The 16,420-nt window shown below is 35.4% G+C and carries 12 protein-coding genes, 2 tRNA genes and 1 other RNA gene; 1 reads left to right on the forward strand and 14 read right to left on the reverse strand.

Annotated features, from left to right (window positions below):
* The 5 genes from HPY74_04655 to HPY74_04675 all read right to left on the reverse strand — a co-directional run bounded on the left by HPY74_04655 (position 1) and on the right by HPY74_04675 (position 6,939).
* A complete protein-coding gene (locus tag HPY74_04655; GenBank protein ID NSW89971.1) occupies positions 1 to 1,581 on the reverse strand; it encodes a peptide ABC transporter substrate-binding protein in 1,581 nt (526 codons plus the stop codon).
* Positions 1,582 to 1,694: 113 nt separating this feature from the next.
* Positions 1,695 to 1,958, reverse strand: a complete 264-nt coding sequence (locus HPY74_04660; protein NSW89972.1) for a stage V sporulation protein S — start codon at positions 1,956 to 1,958, stop codon at positions 1,695 to 1,697.
* A gap of 140 nt (positions 1,959 to 2,098) precedes the next feature.
* Positions 2,099 to 2,881, reverse strand: coding sequence for a TIGR00282 family metallophosphoesterase (locus HPY74_04665; protein NSW89973.1), 783 nt, complete (start codon positions 2,879 to 2,881; stop codon positions 2,099 to 2,101).
* A gap of 73 nt (positions 2,882 to 2,954) precedes the next feature.
* Positions 2,955 to 4,448 carry a ribonuclease Y gene (rny, locus tag HPY74_04670; GenBank protein NSW89974.1) on the reverse strand — a complete coding sequence of 498 codons (1,494 nt, stop codon included), beginning with the start codon at positions 4,446 to 4,448 and terminating at the stop codon, positions 2,955 to 2,957.
* A 199-nt stretch (positions 4,449 to 4,647) separates the two neighbouring features.
* Positions 4,648 to 6,939 carry a DNA translocase FtsK gene (locus HPY74_04675; protein NSW89975.1) on the reverse strand — a complete coding sequence of 764 codons (2,292 nt, stop codon included), beginning with the start codon at positions 6,937 to 6,939 and terminating at the stop codon, positions 4,648 to 4,650.
* Positions 6,940 to 7,185: 246 nt separating this feature from the next.
* Between HPY74_04675 and HPY74_04680 the strand changes: the two genes are divergently transcribed.
* Positions 7,186 to 9,372 carry a methyl-accepting chemotaxis protein gene (locus tag HPY74_04680; protein ID NSW89976.1) on the forward strand — a complete coding sequence of 729 codons (2,187 nt, stop codon included), beginning with the start codon at positions 7,186 to 7,188 and terminating at the stop codon, positions 9,370 to 9,372.
* Between the two features lie 110 nt (positions 9,373 to 9,482).
* Here the strand turns inward: HPY74_04680 and HPY74_04685 are convergent, their stop codons facing one another.
* The 9 genes from HPY74_04685 to HPY74_04725 all read right to left on the reverse strand — a co-directional run bounded on the left by HPY74_04685 (position 9,483) and on the right by HPY74_04725 (position 16,417).
* The gene (locus HPY74_04685; protein ID NSW89977.1) at positions 9,483 to 9,707 is read right to left on the reverse strand and encodes a YlzJ-like family protein; all 225 of its coding nucleotides are present in this window, start codon (positions 9,705 to 9,707) and stop codon (positions 9,483 to 9,485) included.
* On the reverse strand, positions 9,704 to 10,492 hold the full coding sequence (locus HPY74_04690; GenBank protein NSW89978.1) for an ATP-dependent Clp protease proteolytic subunit: 789 nt from the start codon (positions 10,490 to 10,492) through the stop codon (positions 9,704 to 9,706). Before HPY74_04690 ends, HPY74_04685 begins: the two co-directional genes overlap by 4 nt.
* Positions 10,493 to 10,653: 161 nt before the next feature.
* Positions 10,654 to 10,999, reverse strand: an RNA gene (gene rnpB / locus HPY74_04695) — RNase P RNA component class A.
* 60 nt (positions 11,000 to 11,059) lie between these two features.
* The gene (locus tag HPY74_04700; protein NSW89979.1) at positions 11,060 to 12,166 is read right to left on the reverse strand and encodes a Nif3-like dinuclear metal center hexameric protein; all 1,107 of its coding nucleotides are present in this window, start codon (positions 12,164 to 12,166) and stop codon (positions 11,060 to 11,062) included.
* On the reverse strand, positions 12,166 to 12,984 hold the full coding sequence (locus tag HPY74_04705; protein NSW89980.1) for an SAM-dependent methyltransferase: 819 nt from the start codon (positions 12,982 to 12,984) through the stop codon (positions 12,166 to 12,168). The genes HPY74_04700 and HPY74_04705 overlap by 1 nt, the downstream gene beginning before the upstream one ends.
* Positions 12,985 to 13,223: 239 nt before the next feature.
* Positions 13,224 to 13,300 (reverse strand) — tRNA-Ile (locus HPY74_04710).
* Positions 13,301 to 13,303: 3 nt separating this feature from the next.
* Positions 13,304 to 13,379: transfer RNA gene (locus tag HPY74_04715), tRNA-Asn, on the reverse strand.
* A 140-nt stretch (positions 13,380 to 13,519) separates the two neighbouring features.
* A complete protein-coding gene (gene rpoD / locus HPY74_04720) occupies positions 13,520 to 14,599 on the reverse strand; it encodes an RNA polymerase sigma factor RpoD (GenBank protein NSW89981.1) in 1,080 nt (359 codons plus the stop codon).
* 27 nt (positions 14,600 to 14,626) lie between these two features.
* Positions 14,627 to 16,417, reverse strand: a complete 1,791-nt coding sequence (locus tag HPY74_04725) for a DNA primase (GenBank protein NSW89982.1) — start codon at positions 16,415 to 16,417, stop codon at positions 14,627 to 14,629.
* Positions 16,418 to 16,420 lie beyond the last annotated feature (3 nt).

Below are 16,420 nucleotides of genomic sequence, written 5' to 3' on the forward strand. Positions count from 1 at the left end.
TTATTCAGTAATATACCATTTGACTATATTATTATACTCATCCCATGTATAAGGGTCAAGGTCACCCCTGATATTCTTATTATAAAAGATTGCATCATAGTAAAAGTACAATCCAATGTATGGAACTTCATCATCAATAATATTCTTCATTTCTGAAAACAATATTTTCCTAACCTCATAATCATTTTCCTCAAATATGCGATGGATGTAATCATTTACCTGTTCATTATTAAAACCCGCAATATTATATACCGTCGTATTGCCGGTATATAAAGAATAGGGCATGTACCAGGTTGAATACAGGTATGATATATCCGGGAAAGAAGGAACTGTACATCCCAATAGGGCTATATCATATCTTTTCCCATTAACAAGCTTTAAAACGTCTTCCCACTTTGCTTTACGGACACTAGCGTTAATCCCTATTTCCGTTAAACAATCACTGATTTTTTCTGCAACTTTTACTCTAGTTTCATTTTCTTCATTTACTAATATTTCTAATTTAACAGGCCTCCCCTGATTTAAAATTTCAAGTTCAACATTTTCTGCTTCAAATGCATTATCTGAGTTATAAATCCACGACCCTGGAATTACCGGTATACCGGAAGGTACAGCCTGCCCCAGCATAACCGTTTCTATTATTTCCTTCCTATCTATAGATGAAGCTATTGCCTGTCTTACTGCCTTATCCTTTAAAAATGAATTTGAAAGGTTTAAAACCAAAAAATCAAATTTATTACTAATAAATTTTTTTGCAAACACATCAGGTTTATTAAAATATCTATTGAATTGTTCGTTTTCAACATTAATGACATCAACTGTTCTCATCTGAAAAGCATTGAAAAGATCTTTTGAATACTCATATAACTGAATACTTATTTCAGGAATATAAGGTATATCTTCAGCATTATTAACTTTTTTATACCACCATGTCCTGCTTGCTTTAAGTGTAATATTTTTTCTCTCTTCATATGAGTTTATACTGTAAGGCCCCGTACCTGGCGGAAATTTGGTTTTATAAGCATCTTCCATGTTTCCTTTAGTAAAAAAACGTTTTGGTATTATTGGGAAAGTCATTAACTCAGGTGTAAATGAATTTGGTTTTTTCAATATAATCTTAATTGTATTATTATCAACAGCTGCAAAAGAATTGACATTTGACAGGTTGAATTTATAGATTGAATCATTTTCAAGACTCATTATGGTTTTTATTGTAAATTCCACATCTTCAGCCGTTAACGGGAAACCGTCCTGCCAAGTAACACCTTCTCTTATATGAAATGTCCAGGTATACCCGTCTTCTGATACATACCAACCATCAGAAAGCCAGGTTGACGGGCGCTGATCCTTTTCAAGCTTTACCATGCTTTCATATACAAGACCTATATATTTTTGAATATAAATATTTTTAGTAGTAATTGGGTCAAGGGTATCCGGATATGTGCTGAATAATTTAAGGGTCCCGCCTTTAACAGGACCTTTGTCCACTATATTGACGGAATTTTGTTTATTGAGCAATGTAATATTTTGTTTATTGTCTCCATTGCCGAGTTCATTGATATCACAGGCAGACACACTCAACAGTAAAACCGTTATAATAAAAAACAATGCATGAATAGTGCCCAAATTATTAAATGTTTTTTGAGTTCTCAAGCTGTTAAAATTTTCACTCCTTATACAACCTATTTCTACAGCTATTTTCTGGGTTCAACTATTAGCTTAATGGCAGTTCTTTCTTCCCCATCAATTACTATGTCTGTAAATGCAGGTATACATATAAGCTCCATTCCAGAAGGTGCTACGAAGCCGCGAGCTATTGCAATAGCTTTTATAGCCTGGTTAATTGCACCGGCACCTATCGCTTGCATTTCAGCTGTACCTTTCTCTCTAATAACACCTGCTAATGCCCCTGCAACAGAATTTGGATTGGATTTTGCTGAGACCTTTAAAACATCCATAAAAGTTTACCTCCCGAGCAAAAATAATAGTTTTTAATTAATGTTTATTACATTATTAATGTTTATTACATTACTAAATATACATATTCTACAAATATTTCAAAAATCCTTTTTTTTTAACTAAGATTTTATTATAAATTTTATACATTTAATATTTGCGTTATTCTACTTATTTTAGTTGTCCATCCATTTTTATCATCAATATCCAGAGCAACAGCATTAAACTGCACACTCCCTTTTGCTATTTCAAATTTCATAGGTATAGAGGTTAAAAACTTTTTTATAATAATATCTTTATCCACTCCAAGTATTCCATCATAAGGCCCTGTCATTCCCACATCAGTTATATATCCAGTCCCTAAAGGAAGAATCCTTTCATCTGCTGTCTGGACATGGGTATGCGTACCCAACACACAACTTACCCTGCCATCCAAATACCAGGCCATAGCGTATTTTTCCGAGGTAGCTTCGGCATGCATATCTACAACAATTAATTTTGTGAAGTTTTTCAGGTATTGAATTTCTCTTTCTGCTGCTTTAAAAGGACAATCAGTATTTTCCAGAAAAACTCTGCCCATTAAATTTAGGACACCTACTACGCCCTTTTCAGTACGAACAATAGTGGAACCCTTTCCGGGCAATTCCTGGGGATAATTGGCGGGTCTAACAATTCTTGTATCTGTATCAATAAAATTAAAAATATCTTTTTTGGACCAAGCATGGTTTCCTAAAGTAATCACATCAATACCTGTGTTAAATAATTCCTGTGCCACAGCATATGTTATGCCAATCCCCCCTGCAGCATTTTCACAGTTTGCTATGCAGGAATCTATCGACATACTTTTCTTCATTTCAGGTATAATTGCCTTCACTGCTTTTCTTCCAGGATTTCCAACTATATCACCAACAAACAATATTTTCAATATATAATCCTCCATTTCTTTGTTTCCTCAAAAAAGTCAAAAAAGCGTGTTTCCACGCTTTTTATTAAAATCCCTACTTTGCATATTCAATAGCTCGAGTTTCTCTAATAAGGTTTACTTTAATCTGACCTGGATATTCAAGTTCAGATTCAATCCTTTTGACTATTTCACGTGCCTTCAGTACAACCTCTTCATCTGAAACATCTTCAGGTTTAACAATAATCCTGATTTCTCTTCCTGCCTGGATAGCATAAGACTTTTCAACTCCATCAAAAGAGTTGGCTATCTCTTCCAATTTCTCAATTCTCTTGATGTATGACTCTAACGTTTCTCTCCTTGCTCCCGGCCTTGCCGCCGACATTGAATCAGCTGCCTGGACAATTACAGAAATAATAGATGTTGCTTCTATATCTCCATGATGTGCCAGGATTGCATTTATAACATCATTTCCTTCTTTATATTTCTTTGCCAAATCGGCTCCGATATTTACATGTGAGCCTTCAACTTCATGGTCGATTGCTTTTCCTATATCGTGCAGCAAACCTGCCCTTTTTGCAAGCGTTACATCAACACCAAGTTCTGCTGCAATCATCCCGGAAATTTTGGAAACTTCAATGGAATGATGTAAAACATTCTGACCATAGCTTGTTCTGAACTTAAGCTTTCCAAGAAGTCTGATTAATTCAGGGTGCAATCCATGTACTCCTGTTTCGAATGTAGCATTATCCCCTTCCTGCCTTATAATATTTTCTACTTCTTTTTTAGCCTTTTCCACCATTTCCTCAATTCTTGCAGGATGGATCCTTCCGTCAAGAATCAGTTTTTCAAGGGCTATCCGCGCTATTTCTCTACGAATCGGGTCAAATCCCGAAAGGATTACAGCTTCTGGTGTGTCATCGATTATCAAATCAATACCTGTTAATGTTTCCAGAGTCCTGATATTTCTTCCTTCCCGGCCTATTATTCTTCCTTTCATTTCATCATTGGGAAGTGGTACCACTGATACAGTAATTTCCGATACATAGTCAGCAGCACACTTTTGTACTGCACAAGCAATTATTTCTTTTGCTTTTCTGTCGGCTTCCTCCTTTGCTTTAGCCTCAAGGTCTTTAACAAGCATTGCCATTTCATGTTTAACTTCACTTTCAACACTTTTTAAAAGAAACTCTTTGGCTTCATCAGTTGTGAGCCCTGATATCCTTTCAAGCTCTTTTAATTGTTTTTCTTGAAGCTCTGTAACATTCACCTGCTGCTCTTGAACTTCTTTAATTTTCTTATTAAGAAGCTCTTCTCTCTGTTCCAGTAATTCAAGTTTTTTATCAAGAGTTTCCTCTTTTTGCATAAGTCTTCTTTCAAAACGTTGAATTTCATTTCTTCTTTCCTTTATTTCCCTATCAAGCTCAATTCTGCTTTTATGAATTTCCTCTTTAGCCTCAAGAAGAACCTCCCTTTTCTTACTTTCAGCTGCTTTTAGGGCTTCACTTAATATCCGTTTTGATTCCTGCTCGGCACTACCTATTTCAGCCTCAGCAACCCTTTTTCTATAATTAATCCCAAACCGGAACATTATAAATGAAGCAATAACTGCAATTAATATGCCTACTGCTAATCCTGTAAAAAACTCAATAATAACTCACACCTCCTCAATATTCAGTTTTCAATGGACATTTTTATATTACCTAAACTATTGGTTAAATTATTGGTGTTCTTAGCACAAATTAATTGTAATCTTTTTTAAACTAAGTGTCAAGAATTAAATACTGTTGTCATTTAAAGCCTTCCGACATTTTCATTTCCAGCCATTGCTGTCTTGTTATAAGTACTTGCCTAGGTTTACTCCCTTCAAATCCTCCTACTATACCCCTGGCCTCCATTTGGTCAATCATCCTTGCCGCCCTTGCATATCCTACTTTAAACCTTCTCTGCAGCAGAGAAACCGATGCCTGTCCTGCCTCGATAACCATTTCAATAGCTTGTGGAAGAAGCTCATCACATTCTTCTTCTATATTATCATCATTCGAAATATTGTTGTCAATCTCATCTATTATGCTATTATCGTATTCTGTATTGCACTGTGACTTGATAAACTCTACAACCTTTTCAACTTCTTTATCACTCACAAAAGTTCCTTGTACCCTTATAGGCTTTTGCTGCCCTGCAGGATAAAAAAGCATATCTCCCTTACCTAATAATTTTTCAGCTCCTCCCATGTCCAGTATAGTTCTGGAATCTACCTGAGACGATACTGCAAATGATATTCTTGAAGGGATATTTGCTTTTATAAGACCTGTAATTACATCAACCGATGGCCGTTGAGTGGCTACTACAAGATGCATTCCTGCTGCTCTTGCCATCTGTGCCAAACGGCAGATAGCATCTTCTACATCACCCGGAGCCACCATCATTAGGTCAGACAACTCGTCAATAATAATCACAACCAAAGGCAAAAAATCCTGCTCTCCTAACTGGGCAACCTCTTCATTATATCCTCTTATATCCCTTACTCCTTTTTCAGCAAACAATTTATACCTGTTTACCATTTCCTGTACAGCCCAATTTAAGGCACCTGCAGCCTTTTTAGGGTCGGTTACTACAGGTATGAGCAAATGGGGAATACCATTATATACACTAAGCTCAACTACCTTTGGGTCAATTAAAAGCAATTTTACCTCATCAGGAGATGATTTATAAAGAATGCTCATAATTAAGCTATTGATACACACACTTTTCCCTGATCCTGTAGCGCCTGCAACTAGTAAATGCGGCATTTTTGCAATGTCGGCTACTATACATTCTCCGGATATATCCTTTCCTACCGCAAAAGCTACTTTTGAAGAGTGTTGGTTAAACTCTTTTGATTCAATAACTTCCCTTAAAAAGACCGGGGTGATTTCCTTATTGGGCACTTCAATTCCCACTGCTGCTTTCCCAGGGATAGGAGCTTCTATTCGTACTCCTGAAGAAGCAAGGTTTAATGAAATATCATCTGCCAGACTCACAATTTTACTAACCTTTACCCCTGTATTAGGCTGAATTTCAAATCTGGTAACTGTAGGCCCCATGGTAACATTAACAACTTTTGCTTCTACACCAAAGCTTCTAAGCGTTTCTTCAAGCTTTTTCGCTCCTTCAAGGGCAATGCTTTTATAGACACGGACACTTTTACCATTTTCCGTATTACTATTTAATAGACTTATAGGAGGATATTTATAAAGTATTTCCCGTATTTTCCCGTTAGATTTAGATCCTTTTCGTTTTTGGAAATCAATAACTTTTAATTCATCTAATTTATTTGATGTATCAATTTCAGGATTAACCTGAATTCCCGGCAAATTAACGTTAATTTCTACACTGTCGTTGTGTAATTCATCGTTTAATAACATATTATTTTCTTCAATGTTATAAACATCCTTACTCTCTTTTCCCTCTCTAATGCCTTCAATAAGTTTTTTCACACCATTTACCAAATCAGCTCTTATTTTTTTTGCTAATCCATATATTGAAATATCAGTTAACAATATTATGTTTATTATGGACAAAGAAGTTAATATAATGATAGTACCTAATGGTTGAAAAACCAAAAGGAGGGGTAGTGCAACAATTCCTCCCAAAACTCCTCCTCCAACAAGATTTTGGCCTTCCCTGTAAAACATAAGGATACAGTCTATTGGAGTACGGTTTTGATAATAGCTATATTGGTAGGTGCCTACTTGAAAAATTGACGAGATTAAAACCAACAACGTAAATGTATATGTGGCTTTCGTTTTTATATAAGCTTTATCCTTTCTAAATATTATAAGCACTGCGTAAATTATTACCAATACAGGGATTAGGAAAGATGGTATTCCTGCTATACCCATAAGTAGTTTTCTTATCAAAAGTCCAAAAATTCCTATTGAATTATCTATGTAGTAACCTAGAAATATAAGTAACCCTAAGGCTAAAATTAGTATTCCGGCTATTTCAGCATAAATTCCCTTATTAAGTTTTTTATTGTTTTTTTTATCAAGCTTTTTCTTTATTTGATATTTTTTCTTTTGTTTTTTTTGAAGACTCACTGTTACACCTCCGAAAATATTGCAACTAATATTTTTTTAATTATATATATTTTATTTATTATGATATCATAGTTTAACTGAAATTTCCAGAGTGTGTTTTTAAGTATAATCTACAAAATATTACACAATTTCAAAAAATTTTTGAAAATTATATGGAAAACCAATACAATATGTATTATAATTAAAAATGATAATCAGATAATGTATATTATGTTAATATCTGCAGAAAGAGGGGTAAAGTTACTTATGAAATTATTTGGGAAATCTTCAAAGAAGTCTACAAAAAAGTCTTCTAAAAGCGTTGTCACTGCAGCCTCAAAAGTTGTTAAAGACTTACCTTCAATGAAAAGACTTTTTAGCAGAGTTACGTTTTACCGTATCCGTAATAAATTGATTGTTGCATTTACAACCTTAATCATCCCAATGGTTCTACTAGGTATTATTTCTTATTCAACCGCCGCAAGCTCTATTAAAAATATTACTAGAAACTCAACGGAAGATACTATGCTCCAAGCCTCCAAGTACTTAGAATTATTGTTCCAAAATATTGATTCATTTTCCATGCAAATTTATCTGGATCAGACTATTCAAGACTATCTCTCAAATAAGGACGGCAGGCTGACCAAAACCGACTATGAGATGTTCCAACTAAGGCAGGACGTAGAAAAAGCTTTTTCCAGGTACACTTTTTCAAATAAGGATGTTTCAAATGTATTGATTGTTGGAGAGGAAGGCAAGTATTTTTCAATGGCGTCCAACATAAAATACAATTTTGATTACAATGCAATAAAAGAGACAAGAGTGTACCAGTTGATATCTTCAGGAGAGGGGAAACTGGTATGGCTTGGGAATCACAGCGAACTGGATGAAATTGTATATGATAAAAAATCTGATTTTTCAATAAGCGCTGCCAGAATTATAAGAAGTATAAATTCTTCAAAACCGATAGGACTTTTGCTAATAGACCTTAAGCTTGAAATTATTGATTCGTTGTTTGACAATATGAATCTCAATGAAGGCAGTGAAATTCATTTCATAAGTCCCGACGGTTATGATTATTCCTGTGTAAAAAGCGGCAAAGAAGATGAAACCGTTACGCCATTGGATGTAACAAGTCATTCTTTTTATAAGTCAATTAAGGAAAGCGAAGATATTAATGGTTCATCAACAGTGTCTATACATAAAAAGAGATATCTTATGTTGTATCAAAAAATCGGCAGTTCCGGTTATACTCTTATGAGCCTTATTCCGGAATCTGCCCTTCTTGGTGCCGCAAAGAGGATTGCAAGTGTAACTGCTGTTCTGGTCATACTTTCAATAGCCTTTGCATTAGTAATTGTAACAGTTATGGCAACTGGAATCGGACGGGTTATTAATAAGATAACCTATGTTGCAGAGCAAGCTTCAACAGGCAACCTCACTGTAGAATCCAAATCTGACCGAAAGGATGAGTTGGGATTTTTGTCAGGTAGTATTTCTTCCATGATTACCAATATGAGAGGACTTATAAAGCAAGTAATTGACCTTACTCAAACTGTTTCTAAATCAGCATCTGTAGTCTCAAATACTAGCCAGGACGTTTCTCAAGTTTCACATGAGATATCCGTTGCAATACAGGAAATTGCCCAGGGTGCATCTTCTCAAGCAAGTGATGCAGAACAGGGTACAATAAAAATGAGCGAATTAGCACTTAAAATTAATAATGTAGCTGAAAATGCCAGGTCAATCGAAAAATTTTCCAAAGAAACACTGGCTTTGACACACAAGGGAATATCTTCTGTCGAAGAATTAACAGATAAATCTATGAAAACCATTGATATTGCTAACATGATCATTTCAGATATACAGGCACTAGGGAAAAATTCTGATTCCATTGGTGAAATTGTAGATGTAATATCAAAAATTGCCAGCCAAACTAATTTATTGGCATTAAACGCAGCTATTGAAGCCGCAAGAGCCGGTGAAATGGGCAGAGGATTTTCCGTTGTTGCCAGTGAAGTAAGGAAACTTGCTGAACAGACTATGGCCGCCTCCCGTGAAATTGCAGCACTGATAAAATCTATTCAGTCCCAGACCGTTAAAACTGTTGAAAAGGCTACAATGGCAGAGGGTATAATTAATTCACAAAATACTGCTGTCCAAAATACTGCTTCGGTTTTCAAAAATATATCATCTTCTATGGACCTCCTCGTTCAAAAAATAGGCCAGATAATGAATTCCATTTCCGAAATGGAAAAGAATAAGGAAGACGCCCTTACTGCCATACAAAATATTTCTTCAGTTTCTGAAGAGACTGCCGCATACTCACAGGAAGTTACAGCATCAATTGAAGAACAGGTATCCAGCATAGAAGAGCTGGCTTCTTATGCAAAAGAGTTGAACGAAGCTGCAAATAAACTTATGAATGAGATTAGCATTTTTAAAATTGAATAATCAACTATAAATAATCAACTATATTTAATTTACATACTTAACAACGCCTGCAATGAATTACAAAGAGTATAATCCAGGCTAAAAGACAGCTAAAGAAAAACAGGCGTTGTTTAAATTTTCTCAAAATTGGCTTTAATAATGGTACCGGGCTGTAATTCAGGTTTCAAAAATGTTTTTGGTGATGTGCTGACTATCCTGTTAATAACATATTCATTATCTTGAAGAGAATAAACTTCCACTTTTTCTCCCAAATATTCAACTTCAAATAACTCACTGTATTTATCGGCACTATATCCAAAAATAACATTGTATGGCACGATTGTGTAAAGTATCACATCAAACCCTCTCCTTGCAACTGTTTTTCAAGTTTTTCTTTTCTCCTGATTTGAATCAGCTCATAAAGCTTTTCAAGAGCTTGTGAAAGTCCCCCCAATTCTTTTATGAGTCCGTATTGTACCGCTTCTTCTCCAAACAAAACAGTCCCAACATCATTTGCAAGCTCACCTGTTTTAAGCATCAATTCCCTGAATTTTTCCCTACTTATATTGGAGTTCTTGGAGACAAATTGTACAACTCTTTCTTGCATTCTGTCAAAATATTCATATGTCTGCGGGACTCCAATAATAAGTCCATTTAGCCTTAAAGGATGTATTGTCATTGTTGCTGAAGGTGCAATAAAAGAATAGTCTGCTGCTACTGCCATAGGAACACCAATACTGTGACCTCCTCCCAATACCAAAGAAACCGTGGGTTTTGACATACTTGAAATCATTTCTGCAATTGCAAGCCCTGCTTCCACATCTCCTCCTACAGTATTTAAAATCAACAAAAGTCCATCTATTTCTTCTTCCTCTTCTATTGCTACCAGCTGAGGTATCACATGTTCGTATTTTGTCGTCTTATTTTGCGGCGGCAATATAATATGGCCTTCTATTTGCCCTATTATGGTAAGGCAATGAATATTACCCCTAGAATTTTTTACTGCAGGGCTACGGCTTATTTCGCTTGCATCAACTATTTCTTCATGTCCTTGAGACCCATTGGCCTTTTCACTGATTTTTCCTTCACATTTGTCTTTATCAATAATCTTGCTAAATGTAACCTTGTTTTCTCCTGTCATACTACCTACCACTCTCCACCATATTCCTTCTCTTAACTTCCTTGTTTTTAATACAGGTCCGGTAATATTATTTTCATTTATACCGGTTTTTAATCTTTATCATGTAAAAATCTACTAACAACAAAAACTCAAGGGGTGTAACCCTTGAGTTTTCACAATTTAATTTGAGTAAGCCTATAAGCCGGGTTCTGTATTAGACAGCCATCTATCTCGGCCATACATTACTGTATGGCTCAAGCCACCTACCCAGGACTGGCGGGCCACCTTAATGTCCCTCTTTATGGTGTTGCTCCAGGTGGGGTTTTCTAAGCCGGCCAGTCGCCTGACCGCTGGTGAGCTCTTACCTCACCTTTCCACCCTTACCTGATACAAATCAGGCGGTTATTTTCTATGCACTTTCCTTGAAGTCGCCTTCACCGGGAGTTACCCGGCACCTTGCCCTACGGAGCCCGGACTTTCCTCATATAAAGCCTTTAGGCTTGTATACGCGGCTGTCTGGCTTACTCATCATTATTTCAAATTTATTGCTTTATTGCATTTTTATTATAAGCCTGAAGATATACATTGTCAATAGTATTTGAAAGGAGCCATTTCCATTGTATTTCCCGTAATACTAATTTCAGGAAATCTATTTTTAAGCTGATCAACTATTTGAGGAATAATAATATTTTCAGTACTGAAGTGTCCGGCGTCAATTACACACATTCCCATTTCAGCCATTTCAATTGCAGTATGATATCTAACATCTCCTGTAATAAGAATGTCAATATTACCTGTCATTATTTTCAAAATTGTTTCATCAAAGCTTCCTGCAAAAACCGCTACTCTATTAATTTTTTCATCAATATTGCCAATTAATCTTATACAATCTGTTTTTAAACTCTTTTTAATATTACCTATAAATTCTGTTAGACTCTGTGGGGGTGACAGTATTCCCACCTTTCCAAGGCTATAACCTTTTCCCTTTGCTTCCAGAGGATATATATCATAAGCGACTTCCTCATATGGATGAGCTTTAAGCATTGCGCCAATTACTTTTTTAAGCTTTCTTCCTGGTACTATAGTCTCAAGTCTGTACTCTTCCACTTTCTCCAAAATCCCTTGAATTCCTATATATGGATTTGCATTATCTAAAGGTTTAAATGTGCCGATTCCTTTTGCCATAAAAAAACAATCGCTGTATTTCCCTATCCATCCCGCTCCCTCTTTGCTCATAGCCTCTCTTACAGTATCTACGCTATTAGCTGGTGTAAATACTACAACTTTATAAAGTTTCTCCGATTTGGTTATTTCAAGGTCTTTTATTTCAGTTAAGCCGATAGAACGTGCAAGATGCCAATTTACTCCTTCTTCTGCATAATCAAGATTGGTATGAGTGCAGTAAACACAAATATCCTTCTTTATTAAACGTGAAATCAAATTCCCTTTCCAATCATTCATATGTATACCCTTAATTGGTTTAAAGATCAGAGGATGATGGGATATTATCATATCTACATCTCCCGTTTCAGCATATTCTACAACAGGTGAAGTAATATCAAGGCATACCAGAATATGTTTTACCGCCTTCTCAAAGTTCCCTATAATCAGTCCTACATTATCCCATTCCTCCGCCAAGTATGTCGGAGCAATTTCCTCCATGAACTCTACTACTTCTTTGCATTTAATTGCCATTATTTGCAGCCTCCTTCAACCACGTTTTTTTGCTTTATTTGCTTCAATACTTCCAGTATCCCGCCTTTTAAAGAAATATACTTTTGTAGCTCAATTATGTCAATACTTTTAGATAATTTCATGCCCGATATTTTCTTATTTAGCATGGTTATTTTCTTACTTATGTATTCTTCTAATACCGGGCTTTTTTTAGAAATCAACTTCTCACTTAAATATATCTCAATTTCGTTATATGCTTTTAATTTACCCGTCCACTTTGCTACTTTTATATTATAAATTTTATTCCCTTCTTTTATTAACTCTTCATCTAGTATTTCAAATCCATTTTCATACAACCAAGCAGAAACCAGTTCTTCCGAATTCATAGGCTGCAGCACTAAAAGGCGTGCCCTTTTTGCTTTTGTTATTCCCTCACCAAGTATTTTTGCAATTAGCTTTCCTCCCATACCCGCAATTATTATAACATCTATTTCATTGTCCTTTATGGGCTCTAATCCATCTCCAACTCTTGCCTCAATATACTCTTCCAAGTGATATTCTTTAATATTTTTCTGAGCTCTAGCAACAGGACCTTCATTTATATCTGTTACAACAGCTCTCTTGCATATGCCCGTTTTTAAAAGGCATATAGGTATATACACATGGTCAGTACCTATATCACACACTATATTGCATTTAGGAACTTTTTTAGCAATTGAACCAAGCCTTCCTTTTAACTCCATATTTCCCGGCACATTGTATATTGTACCTTTAAAAGCACCTCCTACATAAATATACTGATATTTTTCAGTGAATTTTTTTAATCTTATTGTACACAATATTATTAGCAGTGTCCACTTTTTATTATGTTAGAGGTGTAAATAAGCTATGATCCAAAATTTTAGGGGAAAAAATATAAAAGATACGGAATCTCCAGAAGAAACAATAATCCTAAACAATAGCTATATAATTAATCCACCCAAAAACTACAAATCTCCATCCAAAACAAATGTTACTCTTCAGCTAAATTATATAGAAAACTTTGAAAGCTACACAGAAAAGCGTGTATAAAATAAAATGGTGGGCCTTCAGGGACTCGAACCCCGGACCAACCGGTTATGAGCCGGTTGCTCTAACCAACTGAGCTAAAGGCCCACTTGGCTCCTCAAGTAGGACTCGAACCTACGACCCTGCGGTTAACAGCCGCATGCTCTACCGACTGAGCTATTGAGGAATAAATTAGCCTTTGTACAGATTATATTATACTTGCACCACTATATGCGGTCAAGATTATAATTATTGATAATAACCATTTTTATTAATTTATAACTCTATAGCTACTTATTTCTACTGATATTACATTATATCTTAATATTAATCAAGATAATCTTTTAATTTTTTACTTCTACTTGGATGTCTCAGTTTTCTTAAAGCCTTTGCCTCTATTTGCCTTATTCTCTCTCTGGTAACATTGAATTCTTTGCCAACCTCCTCAAGAGTCCTTGCCCTACCGTCATCAAGGCCGAACCTTAGCCTTAATACTTTTTCTTCTCTTGGTGTAAGTGTATCTAATACTTCCATCAACTGCTCTTTTAATAAAGTAAAAGCTGCTGATTCTGCTGGTGCAGGTGCTTCTTCATCAGGAATAAAATCACCAAGATGACTATCTTCTTCTTCGCCGATAGGCGTTTCAAGGGATACTGGTTCTTGAGAAATTTTCATTATTTCTCTTACTTTTTCAACCGGCATATTCATTTCCTTAGCAATTTCCTCTGGCAATGGTTCTCGGCCTAATTCCTGCAGCAATTGTCTGGATACCCTTATCAACTTATTAATAGTTTCAACCATATGGACCGGTATTCTTATTGTCCTTGCCTGGTCGGCTATGGCTCTTGTAATTGCCTGCCTTATCCACCAGGTCGCATATGTGCTGAATTTGTAACCTTTTTTGTAATCAAACTTTTCCACTGCTTTTATAAGGCCTAAGTTGCCTTCCTGAATAAGGTCAAGGAAAAGCATACCCCTTCCTACATATCTTTTAGCAATACTTACAACCAATCTTAAGTTTGCTTCAGCAAGTCTCCGCTTTGCTTCAGGATCCCCCTCTTCCATTCTTCTAGCCAGCTCAATCTCTTCTTCGGCAGTTAAGAGAGGAACTTTTCCTATTTCTTTTAAATACATTCTTACCGGGTCATCTATACTTATCCCTTCAGGGATGCTTAAATCGATCTCCTCGTCAATAATCTGAATATCTTCAACTTCTTCTTCCAGGTCACCAACAACATCGATGCCCATATTTTCTACAGTCTCATATATTTTATCAATCTGATCTGGCTCCAACTCAACTTCTTCAAAAGCATCCATTATTTCCTTATAAGTAAGCATGCCTTTTGCTTTCCCTTTTTCTATAAGTTCTTTTAAAATGGCTTTTCTTACTTCGTTATTAGCCTTCAAGTATTACCCCTCCTTTCTTTGGAAGTACTAATGGTTTTTTAGTTCTCTGACTAATATATTTATTTCCTCTAATAATTGTCGTACTTCTTCTTTTTCCATACTATCCCTATTTTTCAGAATTTTTAATATTTCCTTCTTTCTTTCCTTCAGTTTTGTAACAGTTATTCTATTGACTACATCAAGTACAGCTTTGCCAATATCTTCAAAGTTGCAATCTTTTTCAATTATTCTTGCAAATTCGCCGGCCGTTTCAGTATCCATAATATTAAGGAGTTCTCCCGTAATAATGCCTGCACCCTCATCAAGTCTCCTGAAGACGACTGTGGCAATTTCTTTGTTAGTATTAGTAAAGTCATTAATACTTATTTTATCCTTTATCAATTTATATAAGCTATTGTCAATACACAATATTGCAAACAACAGCAGTTCAGCATAGCATATATCTTTTTCCTTATTGGACTCCTTCGGTTTTAAACTTTTTATTTCTTTATTATCGGTATAGGTTTTCACCTCTTTAAAAATTTTTTTTGGAGATAATTGTTTTAATACTTCTGCATACAATGACTCTTCACTTATACCATATTCCCCGGCAATTTTCTTAACATAAATCTCTATTTCAACACGGCTATTCAACTTTGACAGAACCTCTGCAGCCCTGTTTATAAATCTAATTTTTCCTTCTACATTATTAGTATCTATTTGCCTTTTTAAATAGTTGATTTTATATTCAACAAGGGTCATTGCATTATCAATTAATTTCCTGAATTCATCAGCTCCACTTTTTCTTATAAAATCATCAGGATCCTTTCCCTCAGGGATAGTCAAAACCTTTACAACACAACCCATTCCCGAGAGTAAATCCAGGCTTCTTATAGTAGCTGTCTGTCCTGCCGTATCCGCATCAAAAGACATTATAATTTCTTCTGCGTATTTTCTTAACAAACGGCCTTGATTTTCAGTAAGTGCTGTGCCTAATGAAGCTACACTATTTATTATTCCATTTTGGTGAAGGGATATAACATCCATATATCCCTCCACAACAATCAGTTTTCGTTCACCTGAACTTCTGGCAAAATTCAATGCATAAAGGTTACTGCCCTTGTTGTATACCAGAGTTTCAGGAGAATTCATATATTTAGGCATCGAAGAGCCTAGCACTCTTCCTCCAAATCCTATTACATTGCCTCTTACATCAAATATAGGAAACATCAACCTATCTCTGAATCTGTCAATATAATCTTCCTTATTAGTTTTCAGTATCAACCCGCTTTCTATTATTGCTTTCTTACTAAATCCTTTATTTAGAAGGTATTTATACAAATGATCATTTTCAGGCAAAGAATACCCCAACCCAAACCTTTTCATAGTTCTATCAAGGATGTCTCTTTTTTTTAAGTATTCTCTTGCCATTGCTCCCGTTGAAGAAACAATGTTTTCATAAAAGTAACGGGCAGCTGTCTTATTTATTTCCAATATTTCCTGCCTTAACCTAGCTGCTTCATCATCTTTTGCCCTTTTTCCTTCAGGTAGCTTAATTCCAGCTCTATCTGCAAGATACTTCACTGCTTCTATAAAATCAAGGTTCTCTATATTCATTATAAAATGAATAACATTTCCTCCCTTATTGCAGCCAAAACAGTTAAAAATCTGCATTGCCGGTGTAACACTAAAAGAGGGTGTTTTTTCATTGTGAAAAGGGCATAATCCAAAAAAATATTTCCCTCTTTTTTCAAGCCTTACATATTCAGAGACCACATCTACAATATCATTACTCAATCTAACCTCTTCGATTAGTTCTTCCGGTAAATAATTATACATTTA

This window comes from Bacillota bacterium, from assembly GCA_013314855.1.
Classification (GTDB): Bacteria; Bacillota; Clostridia; order Acetivibrionales; family DUMC01; genus Ch48.

Coding starts and splice junctions, on each gene's coding strand:
- HPY74_04660 (NSW89972.1), bottom strand. CDS start 1,958: ATGGATGTTTTAAAGGTCTCAGCAAAATCCAATCCAAATTCTGTTGCA.
- rny (NSW89974.1), bottom strand. CDS start 4,448: ATGTTCCGGTTTGGGATTAATTATAGAAAAAGGGTTGCTGAGGCTGAA.
- HPY74_04680 (NSW89976.1), top strand. CDS start 7,186: ATGAAATTATTTGGGAAATCTTCAAAGAAGTCTACAAAAAAGTCTTCT.
- HPY74_04690 (NSW89978.1), bottom strand. CDS start 10,492: ATGACAGGAGAAAACAAGGTTACATTTAGCAAGATTATTGATAAAGAC.
- HPY74_04700 (NSW89979.1), bottom strand. CDS start 12,166: ATGGCAATTAAATGCAAAGAAGTAGTAGAGTTCATGGAGGAAATTGCT.
- HPY74_04725 (NSW89982.1), bottom strand. CDS start 16,417: ATGTATAATTATTTACCGGAAGAACTAATCGAAGAGGTTAGATTGAGT.